At 34.5% G+C, this 18,911-nt stretch carries 22 protein-coding genes; 15 read left to right on the forward strand and 7 right to left on the reverse strand.

Going from position 1 to position 18,911, the window contains the following annotated elements; translation table 11 throughout:
• Positions 1 to 189 precede the first annotated feature (189 nt).
• The 11 genes from hisG (at position 190) to hisIE (ending at position 8,901) form a co-directional block, all read left to right on the forward strand.
• Positions 190 to 1,050 (forward strand): ATP phosphoribosyltransferase, encoded by an 861-nt coding sequence (gene hisG / locus CHB80_RS21860; protein WP_089373654.1) that lies wholly within the window; start codon positions 190 to 192, stop codon positions 1,048 to 1,050.
• Positions 1,050 to 2,345 (forward strand): histidinol dehydrogenase, encoded by a 1,296-nt coding sequence (gene hisD, locus CHB80_RS21865; protein ID WP_089373655.1) that lies wholly within the window; start codon positions 1,050 to 1,052, stop codon positions 2,343 to 2,345. Before hisG ends, hisD begins: the two co-directional genes overlap by 1 nt.
• Before the next feature lie 5 nt (positions 2,346 to 2,350).
• A complete protein-coding gene (gene hisC, locus CHB80_RS21870) occupies positions 2,351 to 3,403 on the forward strand; it encodes a histidinol-phosphate transaminase (protein WP_089373656.1) in 1,053 nt (350 codons plus the stop codon).
• 49 nt (positions 3,404 to 3,452) lie between these two features.
• Complete coding sequence (hisB, locus tag CHB80_RS21875; RefSeq protein WP_089373657.1) at positions 3,453 to 4,589, forward strand: bifunctional histidinol-phosphatase/imidazoleglycerol-phosphate dehydratase HisB; 1,137 nt, start codon at positions 3,453 to 3,455, stop codon at positions 4,587 to 4,589.
• 58 nt (positions 4,590 to 4,647) lie between these two features.
• Positions 4,648 to 4,998 (forward strand): four helix bundle protein, encoded by a 351-nt coding sequence (locus CHB80_RS21880; RefSeq protein WP_179218244.1) that lies wholly within the window; start codon positions 4,648 to 4,650, stop codon positions 4,996 to 4,998.
• 51 nt (positions 4,999 to 5,049) lie between these two features.
• Positions 5,050 to 5,631 (forward strand): imidazole glycerol phosphate synthase subunit HisH, encoded by a 582-nt coding sequence (gene hisH / locus CHB80_RS21885; RefSeq protein ID WP_089373659.1) that lies wholly within the window; start codon positions 5,050 to 5,052, stop codon positions 5,629 to 5,631.
• Positions 5,632 to 5,718: 87 nt separating this feature from the next.
• Complete coding sequence (gene hisA, locus CHB80_RS21890; protein WP_089373660.1) at positions 5,719 to 6,462, forward strand: 1-(5-phosphoribosyl)-5-[(5-phosphoribosylamino)methylideneamino]imidazole-4-carboxamide isomerase; 744 nt, start codon at positions 5,719 to 5,721, stop codon at positions 6,460 to 6,462.
• A 2-nt stretch (positions 6,463 to 6,464) separates the two neighbouring features.
• The gene (locus CHB80_RS21895) at positions 6,465 to 6,974 is read left to right on the forward strand and encodes a DinB family protein (protein WP_089373661.1); all 510 of its coding nucleotides are present in this window, start codon (positions 6,465 to 6,467) and stop codon (positions 6,972 to 6,974) included.
• Between the two features lie 151 nt (positions 6,975 to 7,125).
• Entirely contained in the window at positions 7,126 to 7,476 is a 351-nt protein-coding gene (locus CHB80_RS21900) for a four helix bundle protein (protein WP_089373753.1), read from the forward strand.
• Between the two features lie 49 nt (positions 7,477 to 7,525).
• Positions 7,526 to 8,281 carry an imidazole glycerol phosphate synthase subunit HisF gene (hisF, locus tag CHB80_RS21905; protein WP_089373662.1) on the forward strand — a complete coding sequence of 252 codons (756 nt, stop codon included), beginning with the start codon at positions 7,526 to 7,528 and terminating at the stop codon, positions 8,279 to 8,281.
• A 17-nt stretch (positions 8,282 to 8,298) separates the two neighbouring features.
• Complete coding sequence (gene hisIE / locus CHB80_RS21910; RefSeq protein ID WP_089373663.1) at positions 8,299 to 8,901, forward strand: bifunctional phosphoribosyl-AMP cyclohydrolase/phosphoribosyl-ATP diphosphatase HisIE; 603 nt, start codon at positions 8,299 to 8,301, stop codon at positions 8,899 to 8,901.
• Between the two features lie 47 nt (positions 8,902 to 8,948).
• Here hisIE and CHB80_RS21915 read toward each other — a convergent pair whose 3' ends face one another.
• From CHB80_RS21915 to CHB80_RS21930, 4 genes are all read right to left on the reverse strand, one after another.
• Positions 8,949 to 10,460: a sulfatase-like hydrolase/transferase gene (locus CHB80_RS21915; RefSeq protein WP_089373664.1), complete on the reverse strand. Its 1,512-nt coding sequence runs from the start codon at positions 10,458 to 10,460 to the stop codon at positions 8,949 to 8,951.
• A gap of 162 nt (positions 10,461 to 10,622) precedes the next feature.
• A complete protein-coding gene (locus CHB80_RS21920) occupies positions 10,623 to 11,879 on the reverse strand; it encodes a S41 family peptidase (RefSeq protein ID WP_089373665.1) in 1,257 nt (418 codons plus the stop codon).
• 90 nt (positions 11,880 to 11,969) lie between these two features.
• Entirely contained in the window at positions 11,970 to 12,764 is a 795-nt protein-coding gene (locus CHB80_RS21925; protein WP_089373666.1) for a LytTR family DNA-binding domain-containing protein, read from the reverse strand.
• Between the two features lie 45 nt (positions 12,765 to 12,809).
• Complete coding sequence (locus CHB80_RS21930; RefSeq protein WP_089373667.1) at positions 12,810 to 14,249, reverse strand: hypothetical protein; 1,440 nt, start codon at positions 14,247 to 14,249, stop codon at positions 12,810 to 12,812.
• Positions 14,250 to 14,392: 143 nt separating this feature from the next.
• On the opposite strand from CHB80_RS21930, the gene CHB80_RS21935 reads away from it, so the two are divergent.
• Both CHB80_RS21935 and CHB80_RS21940 read left to right on the forward strand, forming a co-directional pair.
• Positions 14,393 to 15,247, forward strand: a complete 855-nt coding sequence (locus CHB80_RS21935) for an SPFH domain-containing protein (RefSeq protein WP_089373668.1) — start codon at positions 14,393 to 14,395, stop codon at positions 15,245 to 15,247.
• A 3-nt stretch (positions 15,248 to 15,250) separates the two neighbouring features.
• Positions 15,251 to 15,427, forward strand: coding sequence for an Arc family DNA binding domain-containing protein (locus CHB80_RS21940; protein ID WP_089373669.1), 177 nt, complete (start codon positions 15,251 to 15,253; stop codon positions 15,425 to 15,427).
• Between the two features lie 32 nt (positions 15,428 to 15,459).
• Here CHB80_RS21940 and CHB80_RS21945 read toward each other — a convergent pair whose 3' ends face one another.
• Genes CHB80_RS21945 through CHB80_RS21955 form a run of 3 tightly spaced genes read right to left on the reverse strand, consistent with a single transcriptional unit; the run spans position 15,460 to position 17,228 of the window.
• Positions 15,460 to 16,260, reverse strand: coding sequence for a DUF1853 family protein (locus CHB80_RS21945; protein WP_179218245.1), 801 nt, complete (start codon positions 16,258 to 16,260; stop codon positions 15,460 to 15,462).
• A 29-nt stretch (positions 16,261 to 16,289) separates the two neighbouring features.
• Complete coding sequence (locus CHB80_RS21950) at positions 16,290 to 16,733, reverse strand: hypothetical protein (protein ID WP_089373671.1); 444 nt, start codon at positions 16,731 to 16,733, stop codon at positions 16,290 to 16,292.
• Positions 16,734 to 16,790: 57 nt separating this feature from the next.
• A complete protein-coding gene (locus CHB80_RS21955; RefSeq protein WP_089373672.1) occupies positions 16,791 to 17,228 on the reverse strand; it encodes a hypothetical protein in 438 nt (145 codons plus the stop codon).
• 93 nt (positions 17,229 to 17,321) lie between these two features.
• Here CHB80_RS21955 and CHB80_RS21960 point away from each other — a divergent pair, with 93 nt between their 5' ends.
• Both CHB80_RS21960 and CHB80_RS21965 read left to right on the forward strand, forming a co-directional pair.
• Positions 17,322 to 18,101 (forward strand): tRNA pseudouridine synthase A, encoded by a 780-nt coding sequence (locus CHB80_RS21960; protein WP_089373673.1) that lies wholly within the window; start codon positions 17,322 to 17,324, stop codon positions 18,099 to 18,101.
• Between the two features lie 59 nt (positions 18,102 to 18,160).
• Positions 18,161 to 18,844 (forward strand): DUF2461 domain-containing protein, encoded by a 684-nt coding sequence (locus CHB80_RS21965; RefSeq protein ID WP_089373674.1) that lies wholly within the window; start codon positions 18,161 to 18,163, stop codon positions 18,842 to 18,844.
• Positions 18,845 to 18,911: the final 67 nt, after the last annotated feature.

Raw genomic sequence — 18,911 nt, forward strand, 5'->3', positions numbered from 1 at the left:
GTTTTTAACAAAAAATGCAATACTTTTGTACCAGTTATGAAAAACAACACAATACATCATCATCATTTTACTTCTATCGCTCAAGCGAGGTAAAGTGATATGCCTGTATTTTACGATATCAAAACCCGTTTGAGTTACTCAAACGGGTTTTTTGTTTTTGGGTGACTCAAGCTATAATTAAAAAGAAAAATGAATACAAAGATTAGAATTGCAGTCCAAAAATCTGGGCGTTTAAATGAGAAGTCGTTAGCGCTTCTTAAAAGTTGTGGGATTTCTATTGATAACGGTCGAGATCAATTGAAAACAACCGCAAGAGATTTTCCTTTAGAAGTTTTTTACCTACGTAATGGGGATATCCCTCAATATCTGAGAGATGGTGTTATAGATATAGCCATACTAGGTGAAAATACTCTTATCGAAAAAGGAACTGATCTTCAAATTATAGAGCGTTTAGGCTTTTCAAAATGTAGAGTTTCGCTAGCAATACCTAAAAATGATGCATATAGCTCTGTTAAGGATTTTGAAGGAAAACGTATCGCTACTTCATATCCAAACACCGTTAAAAATTACCTCAAAGAAAAAGGGGTAGAAGTAGAGCTACATATTATTAATGGTTCTGTAGAGATCGCACCTAATATTGGTTTAGCGGATGGTATATGTGATATAGTATCTAGTGGAAGCACCTTGTTCAAAAACAATTTAAAAGAGGTAGAGGTGATGTTAACCTCTGAGGCGGTATTGACTGTTTCTCCAAATATATCTGAAGAACGTAAAGAAATTTTAGAAAAATTACGATTCAGAATCAGAAGTGTTCTGAAAGGGCAAAATAGTCGCTATGTACTAATGAATGTACCTGATAATAAATTAGATAACGTTATTGATATATTGCCTGGTATGCGAAGTCCTACCGTATTGCCATTGGCAGAAGAAGGGTGGAGTAGTGTGCATAGTGTGATCGATAAGAATAGGTTTTGGGATGTTATTGATCAGCTCAAATCTGCTGGTGCTGAAGGTATTTTAGTATGTCCAATTGAAAAAATGGTATTGTAATGAATAAAATATATACACCACCACCAAACGATTGGAAAGAAATTCTTAGACGTCCTACACAAACAGTAGAAGATATAGAAGCTACTGTAATTGATATTTTTAAAGAAGTAAATCAAAAAGGAGATGCAGCTGTGGCTAAGTACACTTCTATCTTTGACGGTGTTACTTTGAAGTCAAACAGGGTGTCTTCCTTAGAAATAGATCAAGCAATAGATGCGTTAGATCAAGAAGTGAAAGCGGCAATACAACTTGCAAAAAATAACATTGAAAAATTTCATAAAGCCCAACAAACAGGTCGTATTACAGTAGAAACTACTCCAGGTGTGTCTTGTTGGCAAGAAAAGCGACCTATTCAAAAAGTAGGTCTTTATATCCCTGGAGGAACCGCTCCATTATTCTCAACCATATTAATGCTGGCTATTCCTGCTAAAATTGCAGGTTGCAAGGAGATTGTATTATGTACACCTCCTTCAAAAGAGGGTGCTGTAAACCCTGCTATTATCTATGCCGCACAAGTATGTGGTGTTACTAGAATTTATAAGGTAGGAGGTATTCAGGCAATTGCAGCTATGACTTTTGGAACCGAAACTATTCCACAAGTGTATAAGATATTCGGTCCGGGTAATCAATTTGTAACCGTAGCAAAACAACTCGCTACAAAGTATGGTGTAGCTATCGATATGCCAGCTGGCCCATCAGAATTGCTTGTAGTTGCAGATGACACAGCAGATGCAGCTTTCGTAGCCTCCGATTTATTAAGCCAAGCAGAGCACGGAACCGATAGTCAAGTAATCTTGGTATCTACTTCGCGTAATCTAATTACTGCTGTAGAAAAAGAAATTCAAGAGCAAATGAGTACGCTTTCGCGAAAGCGTATAGCTCAAAAAGCAATAGATAATAGTAAACTCATTTATGTAGAAGATGATGCAACAGCACTCGCATTGATAGATGAGTATGGTCCAGAACATTTTATTATTTGCATGGAGAATGAAGATTTTTATGTGAATGGAATACAAAATGCGGGCTCTGTGTTTATTGGTAACTATACGCCAGAAAGTGCTGGTGATTATGCCTCTGGAACTAATCATACACTCCCTACAAACGGGTATGCAAAGCAGTATAGTGGCGTAAGCCTAGATAGCTTCTTAAAGAGTATGACATTTCAAAAAATTTCTGAAGAAGGAATTAAAAACATAGGAAACGCTATAGAGGTGATGGCAGCTGCAGAGGGGCTTGGAGCTCATAAAAACGCCGTCACATTGCGATTAGATAAAATTAAAAAGGCAACTTCTTAATAGGTATGGAAAAGAAATTTGATATCAATAAACTTGTTAGGGCAAATGTTGCAAAAATGAAAGCTTATAGCTCTGCGAGAGATGAGTTTACAGATTTTGACAAAGACATGGTGTTTTTAGATGCTAATGAAAACCCTTTTGATAATGGTGTAAATAGATATCCTGATCCGCAACAGGGTACATTACGTAGCATTGTAGCGTCTCAGAAAGGAATAGCAGAAGATACTATCCTATTTGGAAATGGAAGTGATGAGGTATTAGACCTTATTTTTAGAGCCTTTTGTGTTCCAGGAAAAGATAATGTGATTAGTTTGCCACCTACCTATGGGATGTATAACGTATTAGCAAATACAAATGATATTGAAAATAGAGAGGTGTTACTTACGCAAGATTTTCAACCAGACATTGAAGCAATATTTAAGCAGGTAGATGCATATACAAAATTACTTTTTTTGTGTTCTCCAAATAATCCCACGGGAAATCTTATTGAACAGGATAGGATAGAAACGATTCTCAATCGGTTTGATGGGGTAGTGGTTATTGATGAAGCATATATTGATTTTGCTTCTTCTCCAAGTTGGATTACTAAACTAGAAAAGTATCCTAATTTAATCATCACACAAACACTTTCTAAAGCGTATGGAATGGCAGGAATTCGGTTAGGGATGACTTTTGCATCTGCAGAAATTATTCAGATTCTTAAAAAGATAAAACCGCCTTATAATGTGAATGGATTAACCCAAGAAAAAGCTATAAAACATATTACAAAAATAGATAATTTTAATAATGAAATATCCTCTATACTAGATAATAAGGGTTATTTATATAAAGCTTTAATTGATGTTAATTTTGTAAATAAAATATTTCCATCAGAAGCAAATTTTTTATTAGTTCAGGTAGATGATGCAGGTAAAAGATACCAACAATTAGTAGAAAAAGGAATCGTAGTTCGCAATCGAAGTACACAACCTCTGTGTAAAAATACCTTGCGATTTACGATAGGAACGACTCAGGAAAACGAACAATTAATAGCGGCTTTAAAAGCTATTTCAAATTAAAAAAAATACAACGCACTATTGTAAGATTAGTGTCACAATTTATACTACAATGAAGAAGAAAGTTTTATTTATAGATCGCGATGGGACCATCATTAAAGAAACAGCAGATGAGCAAATAGATGCTTTTGAAAAGATGATTTTTTACCCCAAAGCATTTACATGGCTTGGTAAAATTGCACAAGAGTTAGATTATGAACTAGTGATGATTACCAATCAAGATGGGTTAGGAACTGATGTTTTTCCAGAAGATACATTTTGGCCAGTACATAATTTTATTCTAAAGTCTTTTGAAAACGAAGGAGTAGTTTTTGATAAAGTATTTTTAGACCGTACATTTCCGCATGAGAATGCAAATACACGTAAACCAGGTACAGGATTACTCACAGCATACTTTTCTGAAGATTATGATCTGGAAAATTCTTTTGTCATTGGCGATCGTCTTACAGATATGGAACTTGCTAAAAATCTAGGCTCTAAAGGGATTTTTATTAATGATAATACAAACCTTGGAGAAGGAGAGACTACGGTTTCAGACAAAGAACTAGATACACACATTGCTTTAGAAAGTAATGATTGGCAAAAAATCTATGAGTTTTTAAAGTTAGAAGATAGAGTACGTACGCTTTCGCGAAAAACAAATGAGACCGATATCCAGATTACCCTAAACTTAGACGGTACTGGAAAATCATCTATTCATACAGGAATTGCTTTTTTTGATCATATGCTAGATCAGCTTGCCAGACATGGCGCCATGGATTTGGATATACAAGTAAAAGGAGACTTAGAAGTAGATGAACACCATACCATCGAAGACACTGCGATTGCATTAGGTGAAATCTTTGCAGACGCACTAGGAAACAAATTAGGAATAGAACGATATGGATTCTGTTTGCCTATGGATGACTGTCTAGCGCAAGCAGCCATAGATTTTGGCGGCCGTAATTGGTTAGTATGGGAAGCCGATTTTAAACGAGAAATGATTGGCAAAATGCCTACAGAAATGTTTTATCATTTTTTTAAATCATTTACCGATGGTGCCAAAGCAAATCTTAATATAAAAGCCGAAGGAACCAATGAACATCATAAGATTGAAGCTATTTTTAAAGCATTTGCTAAGGCAATTAAAGTAGCTATTAAAAGAGATCCGGACAAAATGATTTTGCCATCTACAAAAGGAATGTTGTAAATAAAGTACAAAGTACAAGGTCAAAAATAAGAAATAGAAATATTTATAAATTATCAAAATGCAGGATCTAAAGAAAAGAACTAAACAATTTGCATACGATTGTTGGAATTTTTGTGAAGGAATACCCAAATCTAGAGAATTTAACGCTTGGGTTAATCAGTTAATTAGGTCGTCTAGTTCTGTTGGAGCAAACTATAGAGCTTCTCAGAGAGCTAAATCTACAGCAGATTTTATAAATAAACTTAAGATAGTAGAAGAAGAAACAGATGAAAGTATGTATTGGCTTGAACTTTTTAATATGGCATTACCATCTAAGAATGCACAAATAAAAAAATTACATACAGAAGCAAAAGAATTATTAGCAATTACAGTTGCTTCTATAAAGACATCAAGAAAGAACAGCAAATAAGATGAAAGAAATAAATTTTGTACTTCGTACTTCTAACTTTGTATTTGATATATGAAAATAGTAATCATAGATTATGGAGCTGGGAATATTCAGAGCATTAAGTTTGCTATAGAGCGCTTAGGGTTTACGGCAACTTTAAGTGATAATCCTGAAGAAATAAGAAATGCAGATAAGGTAATTTTCCCTGGCGTAGGCGAGGCGAGTAGTGCGATGCGTAAGCTTAAAGAAAGTGGTTTGGATAGTTTGATTCCTGAATTACAACAACCCGTTTTGGGAATTTGTTTAGGCATGCAGCTTATGTGTAATTATTCAGAAGAAGGCGATACCGAAGGGTTAAAAATTTTTGATGTAGATGTGGTACGCTTTCGCGAAAGCGTAAAAATCCCGCAAATCCAATGGAATAGTATTACGAGTCTTAAAGGACCGTTATTTGAAAATGTTGAAAACAATGAATTTATATATATGGTGCATAGTTATTATGCGCCAGTGACAGATGAAACCATAGCTGTATGTGAATATGGGATTCCTTATGGAGCCGCTTTCGCGAAAGCGAACTTCTATGGAACACAATTTCATCCAGAAAAGAGTAGTAGTACGGGAGCACAGATTTTGAAGAATTTTCTTGAATTGTAAAATTCAAATACGAAATTAGAAAAACGATTAGTAAATAGGTTACACTGCGTTAGCCATTAAAAAGATACCCGCCTTTGCGGGCATAAAATGAGAATAATACCAGCCATAGATATCATAGATGGAAAGTGTGTACGCCTTTCTAAAGGAGATTATGATACCAAAAAAATATATAATGAAAACCCGTTAGAAGTTGCAAAAAACTTTGAAGCACATGGGATTCAATACCTACATTTAGTTGATTTAGATGGGGCAAAAAGCAAACATATTGTAAATCATAAGATTTTAGAACAAATAGCTTCTAAAACAAGTTTACAGATTGATTTTGGAGGTGGTTTAAAGACAGACCAAGATTTGCATATTGCTTTTGAAAGCGGGGCTTCTCAAATTACTGGTGGGAGTATTGCAGTTAAAAAACCTGAAGTATTCATAAAATGGCTAAGAAAATATGGTGCCGATAAGATCATATTAGGAGCCGATGCTCATCATAGAAAAATTGCTATTTCTGGATGGTTAGAAGCATCTGATGATGATGTGGTAGAGTTTATAACCAATTATCAATTAGAAGGAGCTCAATATGTGATTTGTACAGATATTAGTAAAGACGGTATGTTAGAAGGGCCTAGCTTTGATCTATATAAAGAAATAATAACAGTTTCAGAGGGTATATCAAGTGGTTCTAATATTAAACTGATTGCCTCAGGAGGCATCTCAACATTTGATGAATTACCCAAACTAGCTGAATTAGGTTGTGAAGGTACCATTATAGGGAAAGCTATTTATGAGAATCGTATAACTTTGAAACAATTAGAAACCTTTATCTTAAATCACTAAGCATGGAAGCACATTGGGTGACAGATTTTAAAGAAAACACGCTTTATCGTATTGATGAGAGTACGCGTATGATTACTATTGCTTTTCAGAAAATTGAAGAGACACATGTATGGCAACGTCCTAATCAGTCGAGTAATAGTCTCGGAAATCAAATTTTACACCTATGTGGTAATATGACTCAGTATGTCATTTCGAGTGTTGGAGAGCAAGAAGATACTCGTGATAGAGATGCAGAGTTTGATGCCGTAGAAGGATATTCCAAAGAAGCGCTTTTAGAAAAATTAGCAATTACGGTACAAGAAGTTAAGGATACAATCCAAAATGCGTCAGAAGAGCAATTGCTTAAAAAACGTTATGTACAAGGATTTCATTTTTCAGGAATGGGATGTGTGATTCATGCAGTAGAGCATTATAGCTATCATACAGGACAAATAGCTTTTTGGGTAAAAACTATACTCAATAGCCCATTAGGATTCTATGATGGATTAGATTTGAATACCATGAATGAATAGATGTAGAATATAGAACGACGAATGACGAATGATGAATAATGAATAATGAAAAACGAATGACGAATGATGAATAATGAAAAACGAATGACGAATGACGAATAATGAAAAACGAACAACGAATAAAGAACAATCAACTTAAAAATTGATGCATATGCGTGATTTGAAAAAGAGAACAAAGAAATTCACGATTGATTGCTGGGAGCTTTGTAAACAGTTTCCAAAATCTAGAGAATTTGATGCCTTTATTCGTCAATTAATAAGATCCTCTAGTTCAGTGGGTGCTAATTATAGAGCAGCAAATAGAGCAAAGTCAGATCGTGATTTTATACATAAAATGAAGATTGTAGAGGAAGAAGCAGATGAAAGTATGTTCTGGTTAGAAGTACTTAAAGAAGTGTCAGATGTAAATCCAGAAGAAATAACAAGGCTTATTTCTGAGGCAAATGAATTATTAGCAATTACTGTATCGTCAATTAAAACCGTTAGAAAAAGAATTAATTAATTATAATTTGATGTTCGTCGTTCGTCGTTCATTATTTGTACTTATAAACATGATAGTAAAAAGAATCATACCCTGTTTAGATATAAAAAACGGAAGAACCGTTAAAGGAACTAATTTTGTAAACCTTAGAGATGCAGGAGATCCAGTAGAGCTTGCTAAAGTATATTCAGATACAGGAGCAGATGAGCTTGTTTTTTTAGATATATCTGCTACTGAAGAGCGTAGAAAGACCTTATCTGATCTTGTACTAAGAGTAGCTTCACAAGTAAATATTCCATTTACTGTGGGTGGTGGAATCTCTTCTGTAGATGATGTTGATATTTTACTTAAAAATGGCGCTGATAAAGTATCTATCAATTCTAGTGCGGTAAAACGTCCCGAATTGATTAATGAATTGGCAGCCAAATTTGGCTCACAATGCGTTGTAGTTGCTATAGATGCTAAATATATAGATGGGGAATGGATTGTTCATCTAGTGGGCGGGAAAGTGCCCACAACGCTTAATTTATTTGATTGGGCAAAAGAAGTAGAACAACGCGGTGCAGGTGAAATCCTATTTACTTCTATGGATAACGATGGGACGAAAGATGGTTTTGCCAATGAAGCATTAGCAAGGCTTTCTGATACGCTGAATATTCCAATTATCGCAAGTGGTGGTGCGGGAAATAAACAACACTTTAAAGATGCATTTACTGAAGGAAAGGCAGATGCCGCACTAGCTGCTAGTGTTTTTCACTTTGGAGAAATACCAATACCAGAATTAAAAAAAGAATTAAAAGCACAGGGAATTTCTGTGCGAATCTAACCTCAAAATAAAAGAATATGACAATTGATTTTTCAAAATTTGCAGATGGTTTAGTTCCTGCGATTGTACAAGACGCAAGAACTAAGAGTGTACTCATGCTTGGATATATGAATGAAGAAGCATACTCAAAAACCTTAGATTCAAAAAGAGTAACATTCTATAGTAGAAGCAAAGAGCGTCTATGGACAAAAGGGGAGGAGTCTAACAATTATCTTGATCTTATAGATATTAAAATAGATTGTGATCAAGATAGTTTATTGGTACTCGCAGAACCTACAGGACCTGTATGTCATAAAGGTACTGATACCTGTTGGGGTGAGCGTAATTTACCACAGTATGGATTCTTTTCACATTTAGAAGATGTAATACGTGATCGTAAAGATAATCCTGAGGATAATCCTAATTCCTATGTGGCGAGTTTATTTAAAAAAGGAATTAATAAAGTAGCTCAAAAAGTAGGAGAAGAAGCTGTTGAGGTAGTTATTGAGGCAAAAGATGATAATGATTTATTATTTCTGAATGAAAGTGCAGACTTAATCTTTCATCTCATGGTATTATTGCGAGCAAAAGGATTTGGTCTTCGTAGTGTAGAGAAAACATTAATTGCTAGGCATAAATAAAATAACTCCTCTTCAAATAATTTATTTGAAGAGGAGTTCCGAGCAACTTAATTTTCTTGAGGCATTAGTGTTTTACGTTTGAGTAAATGCTTTTCTGCTTCTTCTAGTTGATTTGCGAGCCCTTCCTTTATTTTAAGGACTGCTTTGTCATCACTGTATGCTAGATTATTCATCTCTTTAGGGTCATTGGATAAGTCATATAATTCATATTCTGTTGGATAGCTTCCTAAAGCATGGAAATAATATGCATATTTCCAGTTTCTTGTACGAATACACCGTATTCTATTTGCGGCAAGCACAGCAGAAGGAACATCGGCAGAGCTTGCTTTTGTATCGTCAAATGTAAACATGATAGCCTCTTGAACCTCTGTATTATCTCTCATAATAGGTACTAAGTTTTTGCCTTGTAAAGAACGTGCGGGTTCTTTAATACCTACCAAGGAAGCAATCGTAGGCATGATGTCAATCAAGGAGGCTAGGTTGTCTGATGATTTGACAACGCTCGTATCGTGTTTAGGGAATAAAATAGGATTTGAAATTACTATAGGAACTCTTAGTGTTTCTTCATACACATTAAATGCTTTTTGACGCATCCCGCCATGTGCCATTCCCATTTCTCCATGGTCAGAAAGACGAATTACAATAGCGTCGTCTGCTAGTTTTTTTCCTTGCGAAGAAACGGCATATAACTCATCTACAAATTCTCCAATTTGACTATCTATTTTTTGAAGTGTATACCCATAAAAGTTGATATAATTTAATTTATCATCTCTAGTGGGTAATGCACCTAATAACTTCCCTGCGGCTTTCATCGTTTGAAATTGCGCCATTGGTTTTTTGTTTTTCAATAAATCCTCAGTGACAGATGTTGGTAAATGAATAGCTCTAGAAGACCAATCTTTTTCAGTATACCCATAATCTAGACCATCAGGATATGCTAATACATCATGAGGGTTTACTAATGATAAGACCAAGCAAAATGGAACTCGAGCTTTGCCTGATGCTCTTTCATTACGTATTCTTTTTAAATAATCGGTTCCTTGTTTTATGTACTTCTCATCATGGTTAGCAAAACCACCACCAAAATTTTCTGGTTTTACATCTTCTCCTGCATCAGGTGCAATCCATCCCTGAAAACCTGTAAGTGCTATTTGTGATGAACTTAAATCATTTTCTGTATCACCTTTACTTAAATGCCACTTTCCTCTGTACTGAACATCATAGCCTTCTTGTTGTAACATTCTAGCCATATTGAATAGACTAGGATCTAATGTGGTCTCTGCACTTGAGTAGCGACCTCCCCAAGTAAGTGTTTGTGTAACCCCATGTTGTGCAGGATATGTACCTGTAAAAAGAGTACTCCTACTGGGAGAACACATGCAAGAATTGCAAAATGCACGATCAAAAGAAAAACCATGTTCCTTTAAAAAGGTCATCGTTTTTAAATTTTCAGATTCCCAATTTGGAGGGAAATGTTGGGTTGCTCTCTCTTGATCGGTAATAATAATCACTAAGTCTGGTTGCTCGGGTAACAGAGCACGTCTTTTAGAATAACTCATCGTTTATTTTTTTATAGTTATTTTTTAAAAGTACTAAAGGTGATATCGTAGAAATAGCGTATTATTACCTGATTGTTAGTGTGTTATGTTAAAAAAAAGAAGCCATTGCGATTCGAGAAGTCAAACCTCGAATGCAATGGCCTCCACATTATATATCGATCGTTATGGAAGCTGGCCTTCTATGATTTCTTGTGTTTGTGTGATCCAATCTCTAGAAAAATCTAGTAAGATTTCTGGTTGTATACCTACCATTTCATATTGAATAAATTTGTGAAAATTCATATCTGTAGGTTTGAAAGAGAAATTTCCAGTAGGAGAATCATAGCTAGTTCCGTAGTTCATACCGTATGCTATAATTCCATTGGTACGTTGTCCTAAGTGAACCGAATTTTTTAGCTTCTTTAGTTTTAATGTAAACTGTTCTCCATTACTTCCTGTAAAGTAATTTGTAATTACATATACTTTTGCACCAGATTTCTTTAGTATTTTCACAAAAGGATCACTGTATTTAGAATTTCCACCTCCATTATTACGAAGATCTACAATTACATTAGGAGCATTTATCTTGTCTTTGTTTTCGGCATAAAACTTCTTAAATGCCGCTACATTACTTTTTCTATTTGAAAAAGAGCCAAAATATAAGTACTGTGTATCATCAGTAAGCTGTTTGAATTCCCAATTACTATTTTCAGAAGGTGCCTCGACATAGTTGGGACCATTCAACTCCTTTTGAAGTCCCCATAACTTCCCATTATAAGCTAATAGAGACTTCTGAAACCATAGTTTACGAGATATAGGATGGTAACGCAATACTTGATATTCATTTCCAGTAATAGCTTTGATATGATATGCAATCTGCCCAGTTCCCCAAAAATCTGATGTTGCTTCTAAGACCACAGCAATATATTCGCCTTTTGTAGTTGTTTTATACACTCCAATTTCACCTACATATTTATCCGTATAAATACCTTCTATAGCATCAAATGGAGCTTTAGTCAATTCTTTGCGCAATGCAACAAGGTCTTTGGTAACTCTGGGATGCTCTTTAAAAATAGCAGTTTGTTTAAAATTAGCTCTATAGAGCGTGTCTGCATATTGCTCATTGGTAACTAAGATATCATTAGAAGAAATGCTTGCATGCTTATCTTTTACAACACTTAATAATGTATTTAGTTTAAATAAGCAATCTACTTTACTAATGGGCGATTGCATTTCTTCAGAAAGTGTAGCGTACGTTTTCTGAAATGCTGTAACCTTATCTCCTTTGATTTGTTTTTTATAAGAGATCATATCTTGCATTTTAGTAGCAAGAAAATCAAGATCTGTTTTACAATCGCATAATGATGATGTTTGCGCTTTCGCGAAAGCAAATACCATAAGAAATAAAGCGGTGAGTACTGTAGTTAATTTAGTTTTCATAATCGATTTTTTGTGTTTGACTTCTGGTTCAAAAGTATTTCACAAAAATCAACCAGTCTATTATATATGAGGCTTTGGGGTGAAATGTAGCTAGTTTGTGGTAGAATTTATGGTTGTTTTTACCGCTGTGGCGTAGGTCTTTGATATTGGGATGAAAATAGCATTAGATGCTACAATGCCTAGCTTCCCATTTTCGGTTTTCCAAGATTGAAAATGATAAGGATTCATTAAAAATGAACGATGCGTTCGGATAAGTTCAGGGAAGTTGGTTTCGACAACAGATAGTTTATTTCTGATAAGTTGCTTTTTAAGTGTATTGTTATCCAAAAAAGAAACTTCTACATAATTATCTGAAGATTGTATACAAATTAAATCATTGAAGAGTAATCGTAAGCTTTCATAATTCCCTTCTCCTTTTATTTCAATTTTAGATTCTTCTAGACGTTTGTTTTTATATTTTCCTAAGGCCCATCTTCCTGCTAATACAATAGGCAATATCGTTACAATGGCAGGAATAAAAATACTAGTAGTATAATACCATAGTGTATACGGATTTGATTCTCCATATACAATTACATTTATATAATAAACACGCGCCATTACAAATGAAAAAGTAATAAAAGCAAGATTGAATATGATTTCATTCCTTAATGACCATTGTTTCTGAGAGCGCTTATACAAATAGCTTTGAAGTGGAAGCATAATAATATAGCATAAAGCCCCAATAAGTCCATAAAATGGCAGATATATAAGCTTTTCGCGATCACCAAATTCATTTACATCCAAAGGTTCTGTAAAGTATAGGAATATGAAAATCCATATAGCGAGTGCTAGTCCAACTAGTAAATGATGTTTTAAAGAAGCATCAAAAGGGTATTTTTTCAAAAGCTATCTATTTGAAGAATTTGAGTTAAATATACTATTTCTAGTTTATTTTAACCTCAATATTTTACCATAGGTAATATACTTTTCTGCTTTCAATTGGTCCATTAGTGGCGCATAGTCTTCTTGTTTTAGACAGTTTGCTAAAACAATTGTACTTTGAGTTTCCTCATCATAAAAGCTTGTTAAGAACGAAGTACTTGGTGATATATTTTTAGGAAGTGTAGGTAGCTTATCTTGTAATATTTGCAAGATATGATCCTGATCTTTATCTATAACGATAAGCTTTGTTCTATTATTTTCGCGTAAGCGTGTGAATGACTCTTCATGGTCAATAGGGCTAGAAAAATAGGCGGAACGCATTCTAAAACGCTCTCTAACACCTGCAAAATAGACATCTATTAAAGTTTTGTCTTCTGTTTGTGAGAAGATGTTGAGGTTGTTCATGAGAATATCCAAATCTGTAATTGCTTTTGGAAACGCTTCTCCAAAAAGAATAATAGCTTTTTCTATAAATGCCTTGTCAATTGTTTTATTTGTATCCATGTATGTTTTTACGAGTGGATATAATTTTTTTCCATAACCATTTATATACTCAAAGCTGTACCACTCGCCAGGGTCTAATGCACCGTTAAGTTGCTCATGCGCCCAACCATTACCGACTGCAGTTGCTAATCCTTCATCAAAAAAGTCATATGCTAAAGCCGCATATGGATTGCTAGAAGTGGTGAACCAAGTGTCAATTTTCTGTTGCAATTCTAAGGGTTGTGCATCAAATAAAATATGGTTCATTTCATGAATCGCGATTCCTATAATATCCTCACCTTCTTTCTCTCTTCCTGATAGATATGAACAGATTAAATTATTTCCTTTTGGAATAGCAGTAGTTCCTCCGCTTTTTAATGGGATAGGGTAGAGCATGATTTTAAACGGAGTGTTTTTAGACCAATTGCTTCCTAAAAATACATTGACTTTATTGAATAATAGTTCTATTTGAGGCACATAATTTCCTATAGATTGCTCTAATTGATTTCTTTGCGTAGTAGTTACAGACCAAATGTGTGTTTTGTAATAAGGCAGTACTTGTTTCATAATGGCAATAAGCTCCGTATGCTCGTTGGGAGATAAGTAGCCTATGGTACGGGTTGCAAAATCATCTATACTTGTTGAATTTGCGCTAGCAATCCATAATAAGTCCATGGTACTAGTAAAAGGATGCCTTTTTTCTGGGTACTGTTCTCTATGAATACTGGTCTCTACATCTATAGCACTAAAACGTTTAGTAAGTGATGTAAAATCGGAGTCGTTACCAACAACATCATTGATATATTTTTGATAAGATGGTGCACTACCTGGCTGATTACTTGCCGTTGCAATAAACGTTAAGGTACCTAGCACCTCATTATGTTCTACTTTAATAAAATCCTGTTGAGCAAACAGTGAAAGATGGATACAAAAGAAAAAAATGATGAGATATTTGATTTTCATAAGTACTAATGATTGATACTACAAAAGACGAAAAAAATATTGAGATGTTACCTCGTTCAGAAGAATTAAGAAATTATAAGGAAGACATCATTTTTAAAATATCAAAATTATTAGTATTATTGTGATATCAAAATGATATTATTATGAAAAATGAAATACAAATTAAACCTACAAGTGGATACGTAATGTTACTTGTGTTCTTTATATTGATTGTTGGTATGATTACAGGCATTGTACTCACAGAAAGTCCTGAATTTGTACTATTTATTCCTATATTAATCTTGATTATAAGAGGATTCTTTATTGTAAATCCGAATAGTTCTAAAGTATTAGTTTTATTTGGGGCGTATAAGGGGACAGTGCGAGATAATGGGTTTTTCTGGGCAAACCCTTTTTACACAAGGCAGAAAATTTCTTTAAGAGCAAGAAATTTTGATAGTGAACGCGTGAAAGTAAATGATAAGATTGGAAATCCAATTATGATTAATGTGATTTTAGTTTGGCAAGTAAGCGATACTTATAAGTCTGCTTTTGATGTAGATAATTATGAAGAATTTGTAAGAGTTCAAACAGACGCTGCAGTACGAAAATTGGCAGGCTCATATCCTTATGATAACTTTGATGATGCACAAGCAGAGCTCACTTTACGATCAGGTATGGATGAGGTAAATGAAGCATTGGAAAACGAAATCACAGAACGTTTAGCAATTGCGGGAATAAAAGTAATGGAAGCAAGAATAGGATATTTAGCCTATGCACCAGAAATTGCAAGCGCCATGCTCAAAAGACAACAAGCGGTTGCTATCGTAGCAGCACGTAAGAAAATAGTAGAAGGCGCTGTAGGAATGGTAGAAGACGCATTGGAACAGTTAGCTAAAGATAATATCATTGAATTTGATGATGATAAAAAAGCATCTATGGTAAGTAATTTAATGGTTGTACTTTGCGGAGATAAAGAAGCGATTCCTGTGGTAAATGCAGGAACTCTAAATGCATAATAGGTGAGTAAGAGAAAATCATTTGTCCTTCGGATTGACCCAGAGACGTTTAAGCAAATTGAAAAATGGGCAGATGACGAGTTTCGTAGTGTGAATGGACAGATTGAATGGATGATGCACAAGGCATTAAAAGAAGCAAAACGACTTCCCAAAAAGTCAAACAAAGAAAAAGAAGAGTAAGAGACTTTGTTGTTTAATACACGGTGTTGTTTTTACCACCAGACAACAAAACACTTTTCTATAGATCCAACTGGTTTTTTAATCCATATAATGGGAGCTCGTTTTTGTGAGTGTTTTAACCTTATTTCTTGCAGCACTTCCAGATGCGAAGACCAAGTTACATCCGGATGTGGTGTGTGAATCCACTCGTATTTATAGGTAATATAATATTCATAAGCATTAAAAACCTCCGATTCAAAATCACTCATTCGTATCCAAAAACCTACAATGCATGCCCTGTTTAAGGGGCTAATAGAGGGCGTTTGTGTATGATACGGAGTAAATAATTGTCCCATAAATAGGACTTGTTGTTCTATTTCAGAAGCATCTATTCCTAGTTTTTTCAAAGCTTGAATGCCTTCTTCTGTATGAAGTAAGGGTAATTGTTTCTGTTTTGTTTTCTCCAGTTTTGTGAAAAATAGATCCTTTCTATTTGGTCCCATTAATCTATGGATAGGTTCATTGATAGTAGGGTCTAGGATATAAAATTTGTAGGTAAGCTCTATGTGGAGGAGTTTTCCGCTTTCGCGAAAGCGTATAATAAAATCTAACTCACCTGTAGTGTCATTTCCCTTTTTTATCTGAATATTATGGGCTACAACCTCATAATCCTCTGAATGTGATAGTATCTGGTGGAATATATATTCTATTTGATGTCCTAACCGTAGTTTCTCAGGAATGGGTTGTGGTTGGAATGTAGCGAGATCTATACTAGGTATTGTAAACTGTTCAAGTTCAAATTGTGTATTTTCCCACAGGGGAGGAGATGCCAAAAAACCATGTATGTGTTTCACGACACTAAGATAGCTTATATTAAACTCAATTAATGATTCCTACGTATCCTTGCATGACAATATAGGCCTAGCATTATAAGAAAGGGGTCTTCTTTTTCTGTTACCTTTATATGACCTCTATATTTTGATGCATCATAGCTATATATACTTTGATTTTGATGATATACATTAAAGTGAAATAAAAATAAAGAAGTACGATACGTCATTTTGTATACAGTATTGTTGTATTCAATTTTGGCAGATAAACCCCAAAAGGGAAAAGTAAGTTTTGCAATAGGTGTTTGTTCTTCATTTTTATAAACTTCATAGACTCTACTCCAAATATTGATTTTTTTAACGGTATAGTTATTCTCTAAAAGTTCGATGTAACTTTTCAAAAATGCCCCAAAATAAAAGTTTCCAATAATCTTGTCGTCTACGTATAGATCTGTTTCAAGACTTAAAAACTCTTTTTTCCAAGAATATTGAGGCATAAAATAAGGTGTAAGTACTATATAAGTAGCTTACACCTTATTTCTGTTACATCATATTTAGCTCAATACGCCTTTCTGGGCATTGTTTTTACTGTACATATATAAGAAGATTCCTATTATGATAACGATAATTGGCATTACGTATGCATCTACAGGGCCTAATATATCGCCCCATTTCATCACAAACATGCCATATCCCATTTGAATAATAATAGCCAGTAAGGAAAGTAAGAATAGCAATACAGCCCCTTTCTTACGCATTAATAATAAAATACAAGCTAGAACACCGCCTATAGTGGCAATGCCATACACAATTACACCCCATGAAGGAGCACTTTCCATTAATTCTAAACGTTCTGGTGGCATAGCAGCTTTTACTTCTTCAGTCATCATAAAGTTTTCTGCTGCCCAAAAAAATACACCTACTAAATTCCATAAAAGTCCAAGAATAGCGATGATCTTGAACCCTTTTCCAGGTTTGATTGTTTCAGTCATTGTTAGTTTGTTTTTGGTTGTTAGTACTAACAATGTACAAATTTTTTGATTTTACTAGATTAAATTAAAAAATTCAAAGCTAAATTCGCATCTATGTTTGACAAGCGTTTTTACTACTTATTAAAAATCCAATACTTAGGATTTAGATACCATGGATGGCAAAAACAACCTGATGTGCTTACAGTAGAGCGCATGGTAGAGCGTACATTATCATACGTTTTGGAGCATAAAAATTTTAAATTACTAGCTTCAGGAAGAACAGATGCAAAAGTATCTGCAAATGTGGCGTATGTAGAATTATTTTTAAGAGATGCTCCGCTGCCTGATCAAGGTTTTTTTGAGCTTTTTAATGCAAATTTACCTCAGGATATTCGTTGTCTAGAAATTACAGAAGTAGATAAAGCCTTTAATGTCATGGATGCTCCTATAGGAAAGGAATATATTTATCTTTTTTCTCATGGAGAAAAGAATCATCCTTTTGCAGCACCCTATATGGTGAATATCAATACACCATTAGATATAGTTCTTATGAAAGAAGCGGCACGTCTTTTTGAAGGAACGCATGATTTTAGAACGTATGCATACAAAGCAAATCCAGAAACCAAAACCATTAGCACCCTTGATGTAAGCGAGATTATTAAAAACAAACTCTATACCGCTAGTTTTTTTCCAAAGGAAAGCTATATGTTTCGAGTATGTGGAAAAGGGTTTAAAAGGCACCAAATACGTTTGATGATGGGCGCTTTATTTGATCTAGGACAAGGTAAAATAAGTATAGATTTTATAAAAGAAACCTTAGTGCCAGGAAATACCATAAAGCTAGAACATATTGCTCAACCTAGTGGCTTAATGCTTCACAATGTGCAGTTGTAATTTTAATTCAGAATTAGTATAACAAAATAGTATCTTTAGTTCTTTAAATATCCTAGACTATGAATACGGTACCAACATCATCTTTTACATTTTTAAAATCCCTTCATAAAAACAATCACCGCGATTGGATGACAGAACATAAAAAAGAGTATCAAGCTAGTGAGAAAGCCTTGAAAGCCTTTTATGCCGATATCCAGTCTGGTCTTAATGAAGATGATGAAATAGAAAAGTTAAAAGTATTTCGGATCAATAGGGATGTTCGTTTTAGTAAAGATAAAACACCCTATAATGTACATCGTAGTGTAAGTTTTAGTAGGGCAGGAGCACATCGTAGAGGCGGATATTATTTGCGATTAGAACCAGGAGGGAAGTCTGTAGTTGCGGGTGGTTTTTTTAGTCCTGAGCCTAAAGATTTACTACGTATACGCACAGAATTTCAAATGGATAGTAGTGACATACGTGATATTCTTGCTGAGTCCGCTTTCGCGAAAGCGTATGGAGGAAAATTTGACGCATGGGATCCTGTAAAAACAGCTCCGAAAGGTTTTAGTAAAGAAGATCCCAATATTGATTTAATACGTCTTAAAAACTTTGTAGTGACGCATTCATTTACAGATGCTGAGGTACATGCACCAGATTTTGGAGCGAAAGTAGTACATCATTTTAAACTCTTACGACCCTTTTTTGATTATATGAGTGATGTACTCACCACCGATTTAAACGGCGTTTCATTACTGGAATAAGTTTTATTTTTTACGCTTTCTTCTAGCGACAAAGTATACTACAATTAAGAGTACAGGTAATGCGATA

The organism is Dokdonia pacifica, assembly GCF_900188275.1.
In the GTDB taxonomy this organism is placed as follows: domain Bacteria; phylum Bacteroidota; class Bacteroidia; order Flavobacteriales; family Flavobacteriaceae; genus Dokdonia; species Dokdonia pacifica.